The organism is Streptomyces sp. NPDC051310 (assembly GCF_044455245.1).
In the GTDB taxonomy this organism is placed as follows: Bacteria; Actinomycetota; Actinomycetes; order Streptomycetales; family Streptomycetaceae; genus Streptomyces.
Window position 1 is genome coordinate 31,200 of the sequence record NZ_JBITEO010000032.1, and the last position, 14,686, is coordinate 45,885.

The 14,686-nt window shown below is 73.2% G+C and carries 14 protein-coding genes; 4 read left to right on the forward strand and 10 right to left on the reverse strand.

The features are described 5' to 3' along the window. Positions 1 to 176 precede the first annotated feature (176 nt). The 5 genes from ACIA79_RS31535 to ACIA79_RS31555 all read right to left on the reverse strand — a co-directional run bounded on the left by ACIA79_RS31535 (position 177) and on the right by ACIA79_RS31555 (position 4,804). Complete coding sequence (locus ACIA79_RS31535; RefSeq protein ID WP_399431822.1) at positions 177 to 641, reverse strand: hypothetical protein; 465 nt, start codon at positions 639 to 641, stop codon at positions 177 to 179. A gap of 322 nt (positions 642 to 963) precedes the next feature. Beyond that, positions 964 to 1,611 carry a response regulator gene (locus ACIA79_RS31540; protein ID WP_399431864.1) on the reverse strand — a complete coding sequence of 216 codons (648 nt, stop codon included), beginning with the start codon at positions 1,609 to 1,611 and terminating at the stop codon, positions 964 to 966. Between the two features lie 20 nt (positions 1,612 to 1,631). Beyond that, positions 1,632 to 2,903 (reverse strand): sensor histidine kinase, encoded by a 1,272-nt coding sequence (locus ACIA79_RS31545; RefSeq protein WP_399431823.1) that lies wholly within the window; start codon positions 2,901 to 2,903, stop codon positions 1,632 to 1,634. Next, the gene (locus ACIA79_RS31550) at positions 2,900 to 3,913 is read right to left on the reverse strand and encodes a hypothetical protein (RefSeq protein WP_399431824.1); all 1,014 of its coding nucleotides are present in this window, start codon (positions 3,911 to 3,913) and stop codon (positions 2,900 to 2,902) included. Before ACIA79_RS31550 ends, ACIA79_RS31545 begins: the two co-directional genes overlap by 4 nt. Positions 3,914 to 4,033: 120 nt before the next feature. After that, a complete protein-coding gene (locus tag ACIA79_RS31555) occupies positions 4,034 to 4,804 on the reverse strand; it encodes an IclR family transcriptional regulator (RefSeq protein WP_399431825.1) in 771 nt (256 codons plus the stop codon). Between the two features lie 127 nt (positions 4,805 to 4,931). Between ACIA79_RS31555 and ACIA79_RS31560 the strand changes: the two genes are divergently transcribed. Further along, the gene (locus tag ACIA79_RS31560; protein WP_399431826.1) at positions 4,932 to 6,461 is read left to right on the forward strand and encodes an aldehyde dehydrogenase (NADP(+)); all 1,530 of its coding nucleotides are present in this window, start codon (positions 4,932 to 4,934) and stop codon (positions 6,459 to 6,461) included. Positions 6,462 to 6,481: 20 nt separating this feature from the next. Here ACIA79_RS31560 and ACIA79_RS31565 read toward each other — a convergent pair whose 3' ends face one another. Continuing rightward, entirely contained in the window at positions 6,482 to 7,951 is a 1,470-nt protein-coding gene (locus tag ACIA79_RS31565; RefSeq protein ID WP_399431827.1) for an MFS transporter, read from the reverse strand. Positions 7,952 to 8,022: 71 nt separating this feature from the next. Between ACIA79_RS31565 and ACIA79_RS31570 the strand changes: the two genes are divergently transcribed. After that, complete coding sequence (locus ACIA79_RS31570) at positions 8,023 to 9,021, forward strand: GlxA family transcriptional regulator (protein ID WP_399431828.1); 999 nt, start codon at positions 8,023 to 8,025, stop codon at positions 9,019 to 9,021. Next, positions 9,018 to 9,482, forward strand: coding sequence for a GNAT family N-acetyltransferase (locus ACIA79_RS31575; RefSeq protein WP_399431829.1), 465 nt, complete (start codon positions 9,018 to 9,020; stop codon positions 9,480 to 9,482). Before ACIA79_RS31570 ends, ACIA79_RS31575 begins: the two co-directional genes overlap by 4 nt. 147 nt (positions 9,483 to 9,629) lie before the next feature. Here the strand turns inward: ACIA79_RS31575 and ACIA79_RS31580 are convergent, their stop codons facing one another. The 3 genes from ACIA79_RS31580 to ACIA79_RS31590 form a co-directional block, all read right to left on the reverse strand. Next, entirely contained in the window at positions 9,630 to 11,975 is a 2,346-nt protein-coding gene (locus ACIA79_RS31580; RefSeq protein ID WP_399431830.1) for a peptidoglycan recognition protein, read from the reverse strand. A 186-nt stretch (positions 11,976 to 12,161) separates the two neighbouring features. Continuing rightward, positions 12,162 to 12,299 carry a hypothetical protein gene (locus tag ACIA79_RS31585; RefSeq protein ID WP_399431832.1) on the reverse strand — a complete coding sequence of 46 codons (138 nt, stop codon included), beginning with the start codon at positions 12,297 to 12,299 and terminating at the stop codon, positions 12,162 to 12,164. Positions 12,300 to 12,760: 461 nt separating this feature from the next. Beyond that, positions 12,761 to 12,961 (reverse strand): hypothetical protein, encoded by a 201-nt coding sequence (locus ACIA79_RS31590; protein WP_399431833.1) that lies wholly within the window; start codon positions 12,959 to 12,961, stop codon positions 12,761 to 12,763. A 287-nt stretch (positions 12,962 to 13,248) separates the two neighbouring features. Here ACIA79_RS31590 and ACIA79_RS31595 point away from each other — a divergent pair, with 287 nt between their 5' ends. After that, entirely contained in the window at positions 13,249 to 13,830 is a 582-nt protein-coding gene (locus ACIA79_RS31595; RefSeq protein ID WP_399431865.1) for an XRE family transcriptional regulator, read from the forward strand. A gap of 298 nt (positions 13,831 to 14,128) precedes the next feature. Here ACIA79_RS31595 and ACIA79_RS31600 read toward each other — a convergent pair whose 3' ends face one another. After that, entirely contained in the window at positions 14,129 to 14,539 is a 411-nt protein-coding gene (locus ACIA79_RS31600) for a P27 family phage terminase small subunit (RefSeq protein ID WP_399431834.1), read from the reverse strand. Between the last annotated feature and the right edge of the window lie 147 nt (positions 14,540 to 14,686).

Genomic DNA, 14,686 nt, shown 5'->3' on the forward strand with positions numbered 1-14,686 from the left:
GGAGACGCTGAGCGCGTGGGAGCGCTCCCAAGGGTGCTGCCGCTGGACTGTAGAAGCCTCCGGAGGCTCTGGCAAGACACCGGAACGGCGCGGAGCGGCCGCGCCGCCCGCCGGGCCGGACCGGCTGCCGCCCGCCGGGCCGAACTGCTGCCGTTCGCCCGCCCGCTCGGGCGGCGTCAGGCGGCCGCCCGGCGCTCGGACCGCAGCGCCGCCCACGTCACCAGGGCGCCCAGGCCCTCCCACAGGCCCACGCCCAGGAAACCGGCGGGGGCGCGGCCGGTCAGGACCGCGAGGGTGAAGACGGTGCAGGTGAGGAGGCGGAAGGGGACGGTCCAACGGAAGAAGGGCTTCCAGTCCGTCGCGGCCGCCAGCAGGTAATACGCGCCCATGTTGACCGCCGCCATCGAGGAGGCGGTCAGGAAGACCGGCGTGTGGTCGCCGTTCGCGCGCCGGGCGGCGGGCAGGGAGTCGAAGCCCATGACGGTGAGCAGGACGCCGGGGGTCAGCAGGCCGACCGCGCCGAGGGCCGCGGCACACAGGCCGAAGACCGCGATGGTCCAGCCGGACAGGGAGCGGGGGAGCGGGCGGAGCGCGAGTCGCCCCCCGGGGCGGGTCCCGGGGCGGGGCTGCGGGCGTTGCACGGTGGGCCTCCAGTGGCAGGGGTGCTGCCCCCTGCATACCGCCCGGCCCGCAACCTCCCGTGCGCGGGGGTCACTTCGGCGCCACCCTCGTCATCCTCCGCGGCACCGCGGCACCCGCGGTACCGCGGCACCAGCGGTACCGCCGGCCCGGCACCGGTTCAGGCGCGGCAGCGGTTCGGGCCCGGCACCGGTTCCGGCGCGGCGGCGGTGCCGGTGCCCCCGGCGGCCCCGCGCGACCGTGCATCCGTGCTCGACCGGGGGCGCCCCGGTGGCCGGAGCCGCGGAGGGGCGGCGCAGGAGGGCGACGCCGGCCCCGGGCGGCTCACCCGGGGACGATGAAGCCCGACTCGTACGCCGCGATCACCGCCTGCGTACGGTCCCGCACACCCGTCTTCGCCAGCACCGCCGCCACGTGCGTCTTGGCCGTCGCCGGGCCCACGCCCAGCCGGCCGGCGATCTCGGCGTTCGTCAGGCCCCGCGCCATCAGCCGCAGCACCTCCGCCTCCCGCTCCGTCAGCCGGGCCGCCCACGGCGGGGCCGCCGCGGGAGTGCGGCGGCCGTACGCCGCGGCCAGCTCCCGCACCGCCGCCGGGAACAGCAGCGAATCGCTGCGGGCCACCAGCCGCACCGCGCCCACCAGGTCCTCCGCCGCCGCCCGCTTCAGCAGGAACCCGGCCGCCCCGGCGCGCAGCGCCTCGTACACGTACGCGTCGTTCTCGAACGTGGTCACCACCACGATCTTCGGCGGGTCGGGCATCGACGCGAGCAACTGCCCGGTGGCGCGGATCCCGTCGGTCTCCGGCATGCGCACGTCCATCAGGACGACGTCCGGCCGCAGCGCGCGCACCACCGACACCGCCTCCGCCCCGGTCGATGCCTCGCCGACGACCTCCAGGTCCGGTTCGGCGGCGAGGATCACGCGCAGCGCGGTACGCACCATCCGTTCGTCGTCGGCCAGCACCACCCTGATGGCCGGGGTGCCGCTCCCGCTCACCGGGAGCCGCCCGTCAGCGGCAGGCGGGCGGTCAGCCGCCACATGCCGTCCACCGGTCCGGCCGCGGCCGTGCCGCCCAGCAGACGGGCCCGCTCGCCGACACCGGTCAGGCCGCGGCCGCCGCCGGGGCGGTCCGGGCGCCGCGCGGCGGGTGCGCCGGGCGCGGCGGGCAGTGGATTCTCCATGGTGATCTCCAACTCCTCCTCGTCGAGGGCGATGCGCAGCGACACCGCGGCGCCCGCCGCGTGCCGGACCGCGTTGGTCAGCCCCTCCTGCACGATCCGGTACGCCTCCCGGGACACCGGTCCCGGTACGCGCGCGAGGTCGCCGCCGCACGTCACGGCCGGCGCCGGCCGGAGTCCCGGCGCGGACAGCAGCCGGTCCAGGGCCTCCAGGCCCGGCCCGGGCAGCTCCCCGTCGTCCTCACCCTGCCGCAACAGGCCCAGCACCGAGTCGAGTTCGCCGACCGTGCGCCGCGCGGTCTCCTCGATCGCGGCCAGGGCCTCGCGGACGAACGCGACGTCGGAGTCCAGGACCTTGCGCGCCGCCCCGGCCTGGAGCGTGACCGCGCTCAGCGCGTGGCCCACCGAGTCGTGCAGTTCGCGGGCGATCCGGTTGCGGACCGCCAGCTCGGCGGCGCGCCGCTCCGCCGCGGCGAGCCGGTCCGCGGGCGTCGGCCCCAGCAGCCGCGGCGCCTGCCGGGCCAGCAGCGCCCCGGCCCCGGCGGCGGCCGCCGCGAGGGCGACGAGGGACAGCACTCCCGCGGGCACGCCGCCCCACACCAGCCACGCCTGGTCCAGCGACCAGAACGAGGCGGCCGCCGACGCGCGCAGCGACGCGGAGAACGGCAGCACCATCAGCGACAGCGCGAACGGCGGCAGCGCCAGCGACGCCCCGGCGACCAGTCCGCCGACCGCCACGTGGAGCGTGAACCAGCCGGCGGTGCGCACCCGCGCCGCCCACGACCTCGCCGGGCCGTCCGCGAAACGCTCCGGTGCCACCCCGCACAGGCTGCGCGCCGCCGCCACCGACAGTGGCCGGGTCAGCGGGAACAGCGCCGTGACCGCGGCGAACGGCAGGGCCACGCCGTACGCCGCGAACTGCGCGCCGGCGGAACCGCCCCACACGCCGCCGGGCATGTCCGTGAACGGCGACACGAGGACCGTGCCGAGGAGCCAGAACGGCATCAGCAACGCGCCGCCCAGGATCAGATGGACCCAGCGCAGCCGTGCCCGGCGCCCCAGCAGCGCTCCCCGCAGCCTCCTCACGCCGGACGCCCCGCGTTTCCCGCGCGCCGTCGCAGGACGACGGCCATGCAGCAGGCCAGCAGCACCCCCGTGATCATCTCGCCAGCGTAGGTCAGGGTCATGGCCGCCGTGGGCTCGTTCCCGGGATCGTCCTGCGGCAGCAGCACCGACAGCAGCATCCAGCCGCCCCAGCAGCCCACCGCGCCCGAGCCGGCCCAGGCCAGGGCCAGCGGCGCCCTCCCCGCGCCCGGCCGGTCCGCGCCGTGCACCAGCCACAGCACGCCGGCCACGGCGGCGGCCGCGAAGAGCACCCGCAGGCCCTCGGCGGTGTGGAAGTCGGCCGACCGCTCCGCGATCCGCCGCGCGGGCAGCCCGGCCGTCCCGCCGAGCGCCCACAGCGCGTGCGCCGCGGCCGGCGCGAGCAGCAGCAGGGACGCGCCGGCCGTGACCGCCCGTAGGCCCGCGCCCGCCGGGCCGCCGGCCACCCGGCCGCCCCGCCACACGTGACCCCACCGGTCCCGCGCGTACAGGGTGAACAGCGAGCCCAGCGTGATGCCCTGCACGATGAAGCCGCCGTACACGACCCCGAAGACCCAGTCGTGAAGGAACGGTTCGTCCTGTTCGGCGCCTCCCGGGCTCAGCAACTGGACGGGGAAGCCGACCATGATCGGCACCAGCAGTCCGGTCGCCACCCACATGGGGAAGGCGAGCAGCCAGGCCGGTACGCGCAGGCCCCAGCGCTGGGTGAGCAGCAGCGCCAGCACGATCACTGCGGTGTCCATGAGCAGGGTCACGCCGTTGGCGACGACCAGCACGGTGCTGTGCTCCAGCAGCACGCTGCCGTCGGGGACACCGACGCGGCTGCCGGCGATCCAGGCGGTCTTGAGGGTGAGGTACGGGACGCAGGAGACGATGGCGAGCGCGCGCAGCGTCCGGCGCCCGAGGCCGAGCGGGGCGGGGCCCAGTGGGGCGGGGGCGAGCGGCGGCCGCGGTATCCGCCGTGTCCGCGGCGGTACGGGTGTCGGTGACATGCCCCTACGCTCCCGCCGCCGGGCCCTCCACCACCTCCTGCCCGGTGGTGAACCGCCTCCGCCGTGCGGCGGAGGCGGCCGGGCGCCGGGGACGAGTCCCGGGCGGGAGGCGGGCGGCCGTCAGAGCCGCCGCGTGGCCAGGGTCAGCCGGTCCCGGGCGTCGAACAGGGCGTCCTTGATCATCTGCTCGTGCGCCGGGGTGAGCCGGGCCACGGGCACCGAGCAGCTGATCGCGTCCCGCGCCGGGGTGCGGTAGGGGATCGCGATCCCGAAGCAGCGCAGCCCGAGCGTGTTCTCCTCGCGGTCCACGGCGTACCCCTGCTCGCGCACCGCGTGCAGCTCCTCGATGAGCTTCTCGCGGTCGGTGAGGGTGTTCTCGGTGAGCGCGGGCAGGGTCTCCGGGAGCATCGTGCGCACCTGCTCGTCGCTGTAGGTGGCGAGCAGCGCCTTGCCGAGGGAGGTGGAGTGGGCGGGCAGCCGGCGGCCGACGCGGGTGAAGGGGCGCAGGTAGTGCTGCGACTGGCGGGTGGCGAGGTAGACGACGTTGGTGCCGTCCAGCCGGGCCAGGTGGATGGTCTCCGTGGTGTCGTCGGAGAGCCGGTCCAGGGTGGGGCGGGCGGCGGCCACCACCTCGTCACCGTCGATGTACGACGTGCCGACCAGCAGCGCGCGCACGCCGATGCCGTACCGCGTGCCCGTCGCGTCCGTCTCCACCCACCCCAGCTCCACCAGCGTGCGCAGCAGCATGTACAGGCTGGACTTGGGGTAGCCGACGGCCTCCTGGACGGCGGCGAGGGAGTGCATGCCGGGGCTGCCGGCGAAGAACTCGAGCAGTTCCACCGTGCGTACCGCGGACTTGACCTGGGCTCCGCCCGGTTCGGTAGCTGCCATTCGCCCTCGCCCCTCTTGTTCTGACGGCACGCCCGTTAATAGAGTCCTGTGTATTCATCATCAGGAACGCTGTTCAGAATACCGAACAAGTGTGGACGGGCAAGAGCCGAGACGGAAGGGACGCCGCGTGTCAGCAGCACAAGTCTGGAGTGTCGACCCCCGAACCGGAAAGCGGCGGGGACAGGTTGCGGTGGAAGCCACAGCCGCCGACGTCGACAGCGCCGTACGCGCCGCCCACGCCGCCCGCGGGGCGCTCGCCGACCGCACGGTCCGCGCGGCCTTCCTGCGCCGGGCCGCCGACCTCCTCGACGCGGGGAAGGACCGGCTCATCGGTACGGCGGACGCGGAGACCGCCCTCGGCACGCCCCGCCTCACCGGCGAACTCGCCCGCACCTGCTACCAGTTGCACGCCTTCGCCGACCTCGTCGACGAGGGCGCGTTCCTCGACGTGATCATCGACCACCCGGACGACAGCGCCACGCCGCCCGTCCCCGACCTGCGCCGCTGGAAGGTGCCGCTCGGCGTCGTCGCCGTCTACGCCGCCTCCAACTTCCCCTTCGCCTTCTCCGTGCCCGGCGGCGACACCGCCAGCGCCCTGGCCGCCGGCTGCCCCGTCGTCGTCAAGGCCCACCCCGACCACCCGGCCACCTCCGAGGCCGCCGCCGAGGTGCTGCGCCTGGCCGCCACCGAGCTGGGCCTGAGCGCCGACGTGGTGGGGCTGGTGCACGGCTTCGAGGCGGGTGTCGAGCTCGTCGGGCACCCGCTGATCGCGGCGGCCGGCTTCACCGGTTCGGTACGCGGCGGGCGGGCGCTGTTCGACGCGGCCGCCGCCCGCCCCGTCCCCATCCCGTTCCACGGCGAGCTCGGCTCCCTCAACCCGGTGGTGATCACCGAGGCGGCCGCCGCCGAGCGCGCCGAGCAGATCGGCACCGGACTGGCCGGGTCGATGACGCTCGGCAACGGCCAGTTCTGCGTCAAGCCCGGCCTGGTCCTCGCCCCGGCCGGTGAGGCCGGCGACCGGCTCGTGAAGTCCCTCGCCGACGCCGTCGCCACCACCGCCGAAGGAGTCCTGCTGGACCACCGGATGCGCGACAACTTCGTCGAGGGCGTCACCGAACGGGCCGCCCTGCCGGAGGTGGAGGCCCCGGTCAGCCCGGGCCCCGGCGAGGAGCACACCGTCCGGGCGGGCTTCCTGACCGTACCGGCCGCCCGGCTCGCCGCCGACGGGCCGCACGACGTGCTGCTGGAGGAGTGCTTCGGCCCGGTCACGGTCGTCGCCCGGTACGAGGACGGCGACGAGGTATCCGCCGTGCTGTCCCGGCTCCCCGGCAACCTCACGGCCACCGTGCACCTGTCGGCCGACGAGGCCGCGGGCGGCGGCGACGCCGCCGCCGTCCTCGCCGAACTCACCCCGCTCGCCGGACGCGTCCTCGTCAACGGCTGGCCCACCGGCGTCGCCGTCGCCCCCGCGCAGCACCACGGCGGCCCCTACCCGGCCACCACCTCCACCTCGACCTCCGTCGGCGCCACGGCCATCGAACGCTGGCTGCGTCCCGTCACCTACCAGTCGACCCCCGAGGCGCTGCTCCCGCCGGAGCTCCGCGACGACAACCCGCTGGGCCTGCCGCGCCGCGTGGACGGCCGTCCGGAACGCTGACCGCGGGGCCGGCGGCACGGTCAGGGGGCGTGCGTACCGGCCGGCGCCGGCTCCGTACCGGAAGCGGACGGCCCGAGCCGGAACGCCGCGAACGTGACCACCGCCATGAGGGCGGCGCTCACCGCGAGGGCCGCCCTCATGCCCGCCACGAACCCGTCCGCGACGAAGGACCCGAACACCGCGATGCTCAGCCCGCCCGCGGTCTGGCGCGCGGCGTTCAGCACCCCCGCCGCCGTGCCCGCGCGCTCCGCCGGTACCGCGTCCATCGCCGTGGCGATCAGCGGGGGCAGCGCGAGACCGCACCCCAGGGCCATCGGCACCAGCAGCGCCGCGACCAGGGCGGGTGGCGCGGACTCATCCACGTACAGCAGGAGCAGCAGACCGGCGACGGTGACCAGTTGGCCGGTGACCACCGGCAGCCGGGCGCCGTGGCGGGCGGCCGCCCTGGCCGACAGGACGTTCACCGCGGGCAGCAGCCCCGTCATGGGCAGGAACATCACCCCCGCGGCCAGCGCCGAAAGCCCCAGCACCTGCTGGAAGTACAGGCCGAAGACGAAGACCATGCCGTAGAAGGCGACGCTGTTGGCCGAAGCGGCCGCGACGGACACCGCCACGTTCGGCGACCGGAACAGCCCGAGCGGCACCACCGGATGCCGGTGCCGTGCTTCGATCAGCAGGAAGGCCGCCGACGACACCGCCGCCGCGCCCAGCGCCCACCACGCCTCCGGGCCGCCTTCGATCGCTGCGAACGTCAGCGCGCCGAGCGCGAGCGCCGCGGTCAGCTGCCCCGGCACGTCCAGCGGCGCCGGGCGCCGGGCGGAGCGTGTCACGCGCGTCGTCAGCGCCAGCGCGAGGAGCCCCGCCGGAAGATTGACGAAGAAGATCCAGCGCCAGCTCCACCCGCTGGTCAACGCACCACCGACGACGGGGCCGAACGCCATCGCGACCGTGCCGCCCGCCGCCCACAGCGACACGGCGCGGGCCCGCCGTGCCGGGTCCGGGTACGCCTCCCGGACCAGCGCCAGCGACGCCGGCAGCATCACCGCGGCCGCCATGCCCTGCACCACCCGCGCACCGACCAGCGCCGGCAGCCCCGGCGCCAAGCCACAGGCCGCCGAGGCCAGTGTGAAGACTGCGACGCCGACCGCGTATGCACGGCTCGCGCCGACCCGGTCGGCCAGCGCCCCGGTGGACAGCAGCAGCGCGGCCAGCGCGAGCGTGTACGCGTCCACTGTCCACTGCAACCCCGACATACCGGCGCCCAGATCGCCGCCGACGGCCGGCAGGGCGACGTTCACCACCGAGGTGTCGAGCGTGATCAGCCCGAACCCCAGCAGCGCCGTCACCAGCGTGAGCCCGGGCCGGGGCACCGGTGTCCGCGTCCCGGACCCGGCGGGCGAGGTCCCGGCACAAGGGGGGCCGGCGGCCGGGGGGATCGGCGGGGCGGGCACGGCACGGGGAGCACGAAGGAGCTCGTTCTGCTGGTCCATGCCCTCCACCTTGGTGATCAACGCGGCCGTACAGTAGTGGCCCGAATGCCATACACCCGGAGGATCTGGCCATGCAGCCCGCGACGCACCGCCCGCGCCGAGTCGCCGTGATCGCCGCCCCGCCCGCGTCGATGTTCAACCTCGCGATCCCCGAAATGCTCTTCTCCAAGGTGGAGATCAACGGGCGGCCCGGGTACGAGACGGTGATCTGCGCCCCCGACCCCGGACCGGTCGCCACCACGGGCGGCCTGGACCTCGACGTCCCGTACGGCCTCGACGCCGTGGACGGGGCGGACACCGTCGTCGTCGCCGGCACCGGCGACCGGTACGAACCCGACCCCCGGATCCTCGACGCCCTGCGCCGGGCCGCCACGGCCGGCCGGCGTGTCGCGGCCATCTGCACCGGGGCGTTCGCCCTCGCCGCGGCCGGACTGCTGGACGGCCGCGCGGCCACCACGTACTGGCAGTACACGCGTGAGCTCGCCGAGCGGTACCCCGCGATCGACCTCCGCCAGGACGTCCTGTTCGTCGACGAGGGCGACGTCGCGACGTCCTCCGGCTACGCCGCCGGCATCGATCTGTGCCTGCATCTGATCCGCAGCGACTACGGCGCGGCCGTCGCCAACGAGGTCGGGCGGCTCGCCCTCGTGGCACCCGTACGCCCGGGCGGTCAGACCCAATTCATCCGGACCCCGCTGCCGCCCGAACGCGGGGTCGCGTGCGCCGACATCCGCGGCTGGGCCATGCGCCACCTCGACCGCCCGCTCACCCTCACCGACCTGGCCCGGCACGCGGGCGTCAGCGTCCGCACCCTCACCCGGCGGTTCCACGCCGAGAGCGGTGTCAGCCCCCTCCAGTGGCTGCTCCATCAGCGCGTCGAGCGCGCCAGGGAGCTGCTGGAGACCACCCGGCTGCCCATGGATCAGGTCGCCCGCGCCTGTGGTCTCGGCACCGCCGACTCGCTGCGGAAGCACCTGGTGCGTCGCACCGGCCTCACCCCGAGCGCCTACCGCTCCGCCTTCGGCCGGCCGGCAACCGCCGGCGGCCCACCGGCGTCCTCCGCTGCATGATCCGCCACGCCACCGCCGACGACCTCGACGCCATCGCCGCACTCCACCGCGAGGCCCGCGCCACCTACTACCGCGGCCACCTCCCACCGGACGCCTACGAGGGCCCGGCGGAGCTCGCCCGTACGCGCGCCGCCTGGACGGCCGCCATCGGGCGCGGCGGCGTGCTGTGCGCCGAGCGCGACGGCGAGGTGGCGGGCGTCGCGGCGTTCCGGCCGGCCGACGGCGTCATGACGCTGACGCAGCTCCATGTCGCGCCCGCCCACTGGCGCCACGGCATCGGCACGGAGCTGCTCGCGGCGTGCGTGGCGGCATGGCGGGAGGAGGGAGTGACCACGGCCCGCCTGGAGGTCTTCGAGCACAACACGCGCGCCCGGTCCTTCTACGCCCGCCACGGCTGGGTCCCGGACCCCGGCCGGCCGAGGAACGGCAACCACCTCGTCCTCGCCCTGCGGCTGCGCTGACCCGGCCGTCTCGCGGCGGAAGCCGTGGCGGGCCCCGGGGCGGCTCGCCCCGAGGGCGGCCGGCGCCGACCCCCGCAGGGCCGGCGAACGCAGTGACGCCGGAGGGCCACAGGGCCCTCCGGCGTCGTCGTCCGGCGCTGACCGCGATTACTTGAGGTAGACCAGCCCGTCGGTGGTGACCGTCGGGCGGCCGGACGTGCCCACCACGACGATCTTCACGGTGTGCTTGGCGCTGGAGGCCCAGCTCTTGGTCCAGAGCGCGTCACGGTACTTCGTGGTGCTCGACTTCAGGTCGACCGTCGCCACCTTCACGCCGTCGACGTAGACGTACGCCTGGCCCGACGTGGACGCCCGCGACACGACCCAGGAGGCCGAGCGGCCGGTGAAGGTCCACGTCAGGGACGCGCCCTTGGTGCCGCTGGAGTACGACTTGCCGCCGAGGTAGCTCGTGGACGACTTGGCCGTCCACGTGCCGGACTTGACCGCCGAGGTCTCCTGGAGGATCACCGGCGTGTAGGTGGCGGAGGAGGAGCCCGCGTTGCCGGCGAGGTCGTACGCCGTCATGGTCCATCCCGTGGCCACACCGGACTTGGCGGTCGTCGCCGCGCTGGTGGTGCCGGCCGCGTAGGTGGCGGCGACCGGAGCGGTCAGCCGGACGTTCTTCAGGACGGTGTTGTCCGCGGCCCTCCAGGACAGGGTGACCGGGACGGCCGTCGTGTTCACGGTGCCGGCGCGCAGCGCGAGCGTGGGCCTGGTGGTGAAGGTGGGCGCGGTGGTCTCGGCGACCACGGTGACGGCGGCGCTGGTCGAGGTCCTGCCCGACTGGTGCGTGGCGCGGACGGCGACGCTGTGGGTGCCGACGGCCAGGTTCGCCGTCGCCGAGGTGGCGCTGCCCGCGACGGCGGCGGCGGGCTTGCCGTCGACCAGCAGCTCATAGCCCTTGACGAGGGACGACGGCGTGGTCGCCGACCAGCCCACCGTCAGCGCCGACCTGGTGTAGTGGGTCGTGCCGGACTTCGGGGCGCTGACCGTGGTGATCGCCAGGCCGGAGACCGGGCCGCCCGCCCAGGTGCGCAGGGTCGGCAGCTGTGCGTAGAAGGCGTTGCCCGGGCACTGGGTGTTGTAGCCGTCGCGGTGGCCGTGGATCGTCGGGAAGCTCAGCCGGGCGTCCTTCGCCCAGGACTTGCCGAAGTAGTTGGTGCCGGCCGCGCCCGCGGTGAGGGTGGTGGTGCCGGTCGGGTCCACCCCGTACTGGCCGAGCTTCCAGGCGGCGACCCGTGCCACGGAAGCCATCGCGGCCTGCGGCGGCGCGGCGTCGGTGTAGGTGCCGAGGACGGAGATGCCGGTGGTCTCGCTGTTGAAGCCGTAGGCGTGGGCGCCCATCACCGGACGGTCGATGCCGCCCTTGCGGCCCTCGTAGACCACGCCGCACCGGTCGACGAGGAAGTTGTACCCGATGTCCTTCCAGCCCAGCGTCTTGACGTGGTACGCGTAGATGCCGCGCACCATGGCCGGGCCGTCGGCGCAGGTGTACGCGTTGGACTCGGCGGTGTGGTGCACCACGACCGCCTTGACCTTGCCGCCGGGCAGATAGCCGGGCTCCTCCGGGCTGATCGACTCGTCGGCCCCCCACTGCGCGCGGGAGGTGACGGCCGGCCGCGGCATCGTCGACGGCGGCGCGGGCGGCAGGCTGGTCGTCGCGCTCGGGCTGGTGCTCGGGCTCGGGCTCGTGGAGGCGGACGCGGAGGGGGACGGCGACGCGCTGCTCGGCGACGGCGCGGGCTGCGACGGCGTCGGCTCGCCGGTCGCGGGCTCGGAGGGAGCCGGCTCGGACGGCGCCGGCTCGCTCGCCGCCGGGTCGGACGGCGCCGGTTCGGAGGGCGAGGGCTCACCGGAGAGAGACGGCTCCGCGGTCTCCAGCGCGAACGCCGCCGGTGCCATGGCGGCCGCTCCGCCCCGCGGCCCGGGGCCGCCCAGCGCCTGCGACGCGCCCTGCTCCTGCACGGTGCCCTTGCCCGGGTCGATCATGTGCAGCCGGAGCCCGGCGGGCAGCTTCCCGCCGGGCTCGCCGCCCGCGGTGACCCGCACCTCGACACCGTTCGACGGGCCGACCCAGGCGGGCTCCGTGCCGCCCCGCTCGGCACCGGACTCACCCTGCCCGCTGTCGCCGTCCAGCGTGACCCAGCGCCCCCACGTGCCGGATTCCGAGCTGCGCGTACGGGCCTGGACCTTGCCCTTGATACGGGCCTCGGGGTCGGTCCACGTCACACCGAGAAGGCTGAACGATTCTGCATCCCGCTGTCCCAGCGTCGCGCTGCGCCCGTCGGCGCTGGTCTCCAGCCCGGCGCTGCGCACGTCGGCCGGGACCGGCCCGCCCTTCGCGTCGCCGTCGGTGCCGGCGTCGCCCGTGCCGGTCACCCCCTGGAACACCAGCACCCCGGACAGGCCGGCCGCTACAGCGGCGGCGGTGCCCCAAACCCGACGAGATCTCATAAGACCGCTCGAAGCCCTTCGCATGGAAATCCGCAATGAAAACACGTGATGGAAGCGGCACGTCTATACCGTGTGTCCGAAGCGGAAAGCCAGCGGGCTCACATACGGGCCGAAGCGCGCATACCGTGCATGCACCGACTCAGCGGGCATCACGGAGGTCCATGCGAGGGCGGGGCGTGCTCCGGCTCACACCGCACACCGCGCCGGAATGAGCCGCTCCTCGGCCGCGTTGACGAGCCGGGCGGAGGTGGCCTCCGCACGATACCCCGCCGCCGTGCGGCCCGGAGAAAGAGAGATCATGCGCGTCGAGATCTGGAGCGACATCGCCTGCCCTTGGACCAACAGAGCCATAGGTTAGCGCACCGGGTCTGACCTGCATAGATGCCCGAAATGGCCCCGCCCGTACGCCTCGGGGTGGGACGCACGAACGGGGCCGAGGAACAGCCCCTACCGCGCTGGTCACGGGAGGGACGGGAGATCAGCGGACGGCCGCTAGGAAGCACCCGAGGAACCCGGCCAGCACGAACGCAGCGAGCCGCCAGCGCGTCACCACCGGAGAGGTTCCAACTTTCCTCCCGCGCACTGTGGGCAAGGCACCTTGAACGTCTGTCGGCACGTCGCGCAACCGGTGAACCCCGCGCAGTCTGGGCACCAAATGCGGCGGTGTCCGGCGCACGTCCCGCAGAGAACAGAAATCGAGTGCAGCCAATCGAGCAACGTCGGCGGTCTCGGCGGATCGAATGGCCGACGGCCCGCCCTAGGCTTTGGCCGTTCCGGGGCCATGGTCACTCGTGGCCGTCCGGATGCCGCGCCATGAGGACATTGCAGTCAGTCACGGTGGTCATGTCACCGCCTGCCCGCGCACGGTCGCGAACGTTGGCCAGCTCTCGGCAACCGGCGCACCCGTCCACGGGAGTCGGTTCCAACTCGGGTTCCCTCAACGGGAGTTCCACGGGTGCGCTCGGGTATCTCCTCGGCTCGGTCATGCGCTGATCGTGACTCACCTGCACGGACGTTTCCCCCGCCGAACTAGGGACACTTGGGCCCTCCGCTCACTAGGGTTGAAGACAGCCCAAAAGGACGGTGCTAGGGGGTTGACTTGAACGCAGCGCTTAGGTCCGCGATGGACGACGCCAAACTGACGCCCCGTCAGCTTGCATACCGGGTAGGGGTATCTCCGAAGCAAGTGGAACGATGGCTAAGCAATGCGGATCTCACCCCGCACGCGAGGAATCGAGCGGACGCCTGCCGAGCACTGGGAGTAGATGAGGAAATGCTTTGGCCAAAGGTTGTGCAGGAACGGGTTAAGACAGGAAACGACCGGGAGCTAGTACATAGCTACCCCTACCGCTCCGCGTGCCCGTCAACGGTCTGGGCTGAATTGGTCGAATCAGCGAGCGGGGAAATGTTCCTCGCTGGCTATACGAACTATTTCTTCTGGACTCAGATCCCACACTTTGCCGACACGATCCGGCGCAAGGCTGAATCAGGCTGCCGAGTGCGGTTCCTGCTCGGTGACCCGAACGGAGAGGTGACCCGACAGCGCGAGGAAATCGAGGACGTAGCACTTTCCGTTTCCACGCGTATCCGCATCACGCTGGAACACCTTGACCGCCTCGGGTCACTGGCCAACGTGGAAACGCGATTCTCTGCCCCGCTGGACGCAATCAACCACGTAAGCCTGTCTGTTTTCCGGTTCGACAGCGAGGCACTTGTCACGCCGCATCTCGCGCGTCTCGTCGGCCACGACTCCCCGCTGTTGCATCTGCGTAAGCATGGCGACGGGGGGATGTTCGACCGGTTCACGGAACACAGCGAGGAACTGTGGGAGCGTGCGGAGCCTCGGACCACTTAGGAATCGCGAATACGAAAAAGCCCCCGACAGCCGGTCGAGCTATCGGGGGTGAACCTAGGAACGTTCCTAGGTCATTACCAGTTCGCCCACATGTACCGGTGACGCTCCGCGAATTCGCGTGCCGCAGCCTCTAGGTCAGGGTCGGGATATGGCTTGGTGTGGTCGTGGTCCCGCACTCGCTCGAATGCCTCGGGGTCACCATCACATAGGCCGTACAGCACGCCGAGACGGCCGTACTGCATATCCTCGGCGGACGGCCCGGAATCTGCCGGTGCCTGACTCTTACGCCGCGCCATGGTTACCGCACTCCGTGACGCGCTCGGGCCATTGCGCGGCCAGCGGCCGAAGTGGATCGGCTAACCGGCGTGTCGGCATCCTGTAGGCCGAGTGCGCGGATAAGCGCGAGGTACGAGGTTTCAGCCGCGCGCAGTTCCTTCAACGAGGGGTTCGGGAAGATGCCGCCTCGGATTCCGCGCACGATCACACCGCGCGAATTCACGTCGGCCTCTAGCGCTTGAATTTGATCCAGCACAGCGCACGCCCGGTCAAGGGTGGTCATCTCGTAGTTCTCAAGCTCGAACTCGGCTAGGACCGCTCGGCGGAATTCCGCGCTGATCTTTAGGTTACTCATAGTGCCCCCTTTCCGAGGGTGCGGGTGTTTGCGCTGATCACAGCCCGTTAACTGGTCTGGGGTCTGCGCAGGCATCATCGGAGCTGCTATACGTCCTCGGTGAAAAAGCGGACCTAACGAGGGGTACCCCCCAGGGGTTCCATCACTTTCCGCGACAATTCCCACCCCGAGCCGGCCGTTACCTAGCGTTATTTCACAGCGAGTAAAGCGCGAGCCGAACGGCCG

Bases quoted from the DNA above. Each gene is read 5' to 3' on its own strand.
- ACIA79_RS31550 (WP_399431824.1), bottom strand. From the start codon at position 3,913: ATGTCACCGACACCCGTACCGCCGCGGACACGGCGGATACCGCGGCCG.
- ACIA79_RS31555 (WP_399431825.1), bottom strand. From the start codon at position 4,804: ATGGCAGCTACCGAACCGGGCGGAGCCCAGGTCAAGTCCGCGGTACGC.
- ACIA79_RS31565 (WP_399431827.1), bottom strand. From the start codon at position 7,951: ATGGACCAGCAGAACGAGCTCCTTCGTGCTCCCCGTGCCGTGCCCGCC.
- ACIA79_RS31570 (WP_399431828.1), top strand. From the start codon at position 8,023: ATGCAGCCCGCGACGCACCGCCCGCGCCGAGTCGCCGTGATCGCCGCC.
- ACIA79_RS31575 (WP_399431829.1), top strand. From the start codon at position 9,018: ATGATCCGCCACGCCACCGCCGACGACCTCGACGCCATCGCCGCACTC.
- ACIA79_RS31580 (WP_399431830.1), bottom strand. From the start codon at position 11,975: ATGAGATCTCGTCGGGTTTGGGGCACCGCCGCCGCTGTAGCGGCCGGC.
- ACIA79_RS31585 (WP_399431832.1), bottom strand. From the start codon at position 12,299: ATGTCGCTCCAGATCTCGACGCGCATGATCTCTCTTTCTCCGGGCCGC.
- ACIA79_RS31590 (WP_399431833.1), bottom strand. From the start codon at position 12,961: ATGACCGAGCCGAGGAGATACCCGAGCGCACCCGTGGAACTCCCGTTG.
- ACIA79_RS31595 (WP_399431865.1), top strand. From the start codon at position 13,249: ATGCTTTGGCCAAAGGTTGTGCAGGAACGGGTTAAGACAGGAAACGAC.
- ACIA79_RS31600 (WP_399431834.1), bottom strand. From the start codon at position 14,539: ATGATGCCTGCGCAGACCCCAGACCAGTTAACGGGCTGTGATCAGCGC.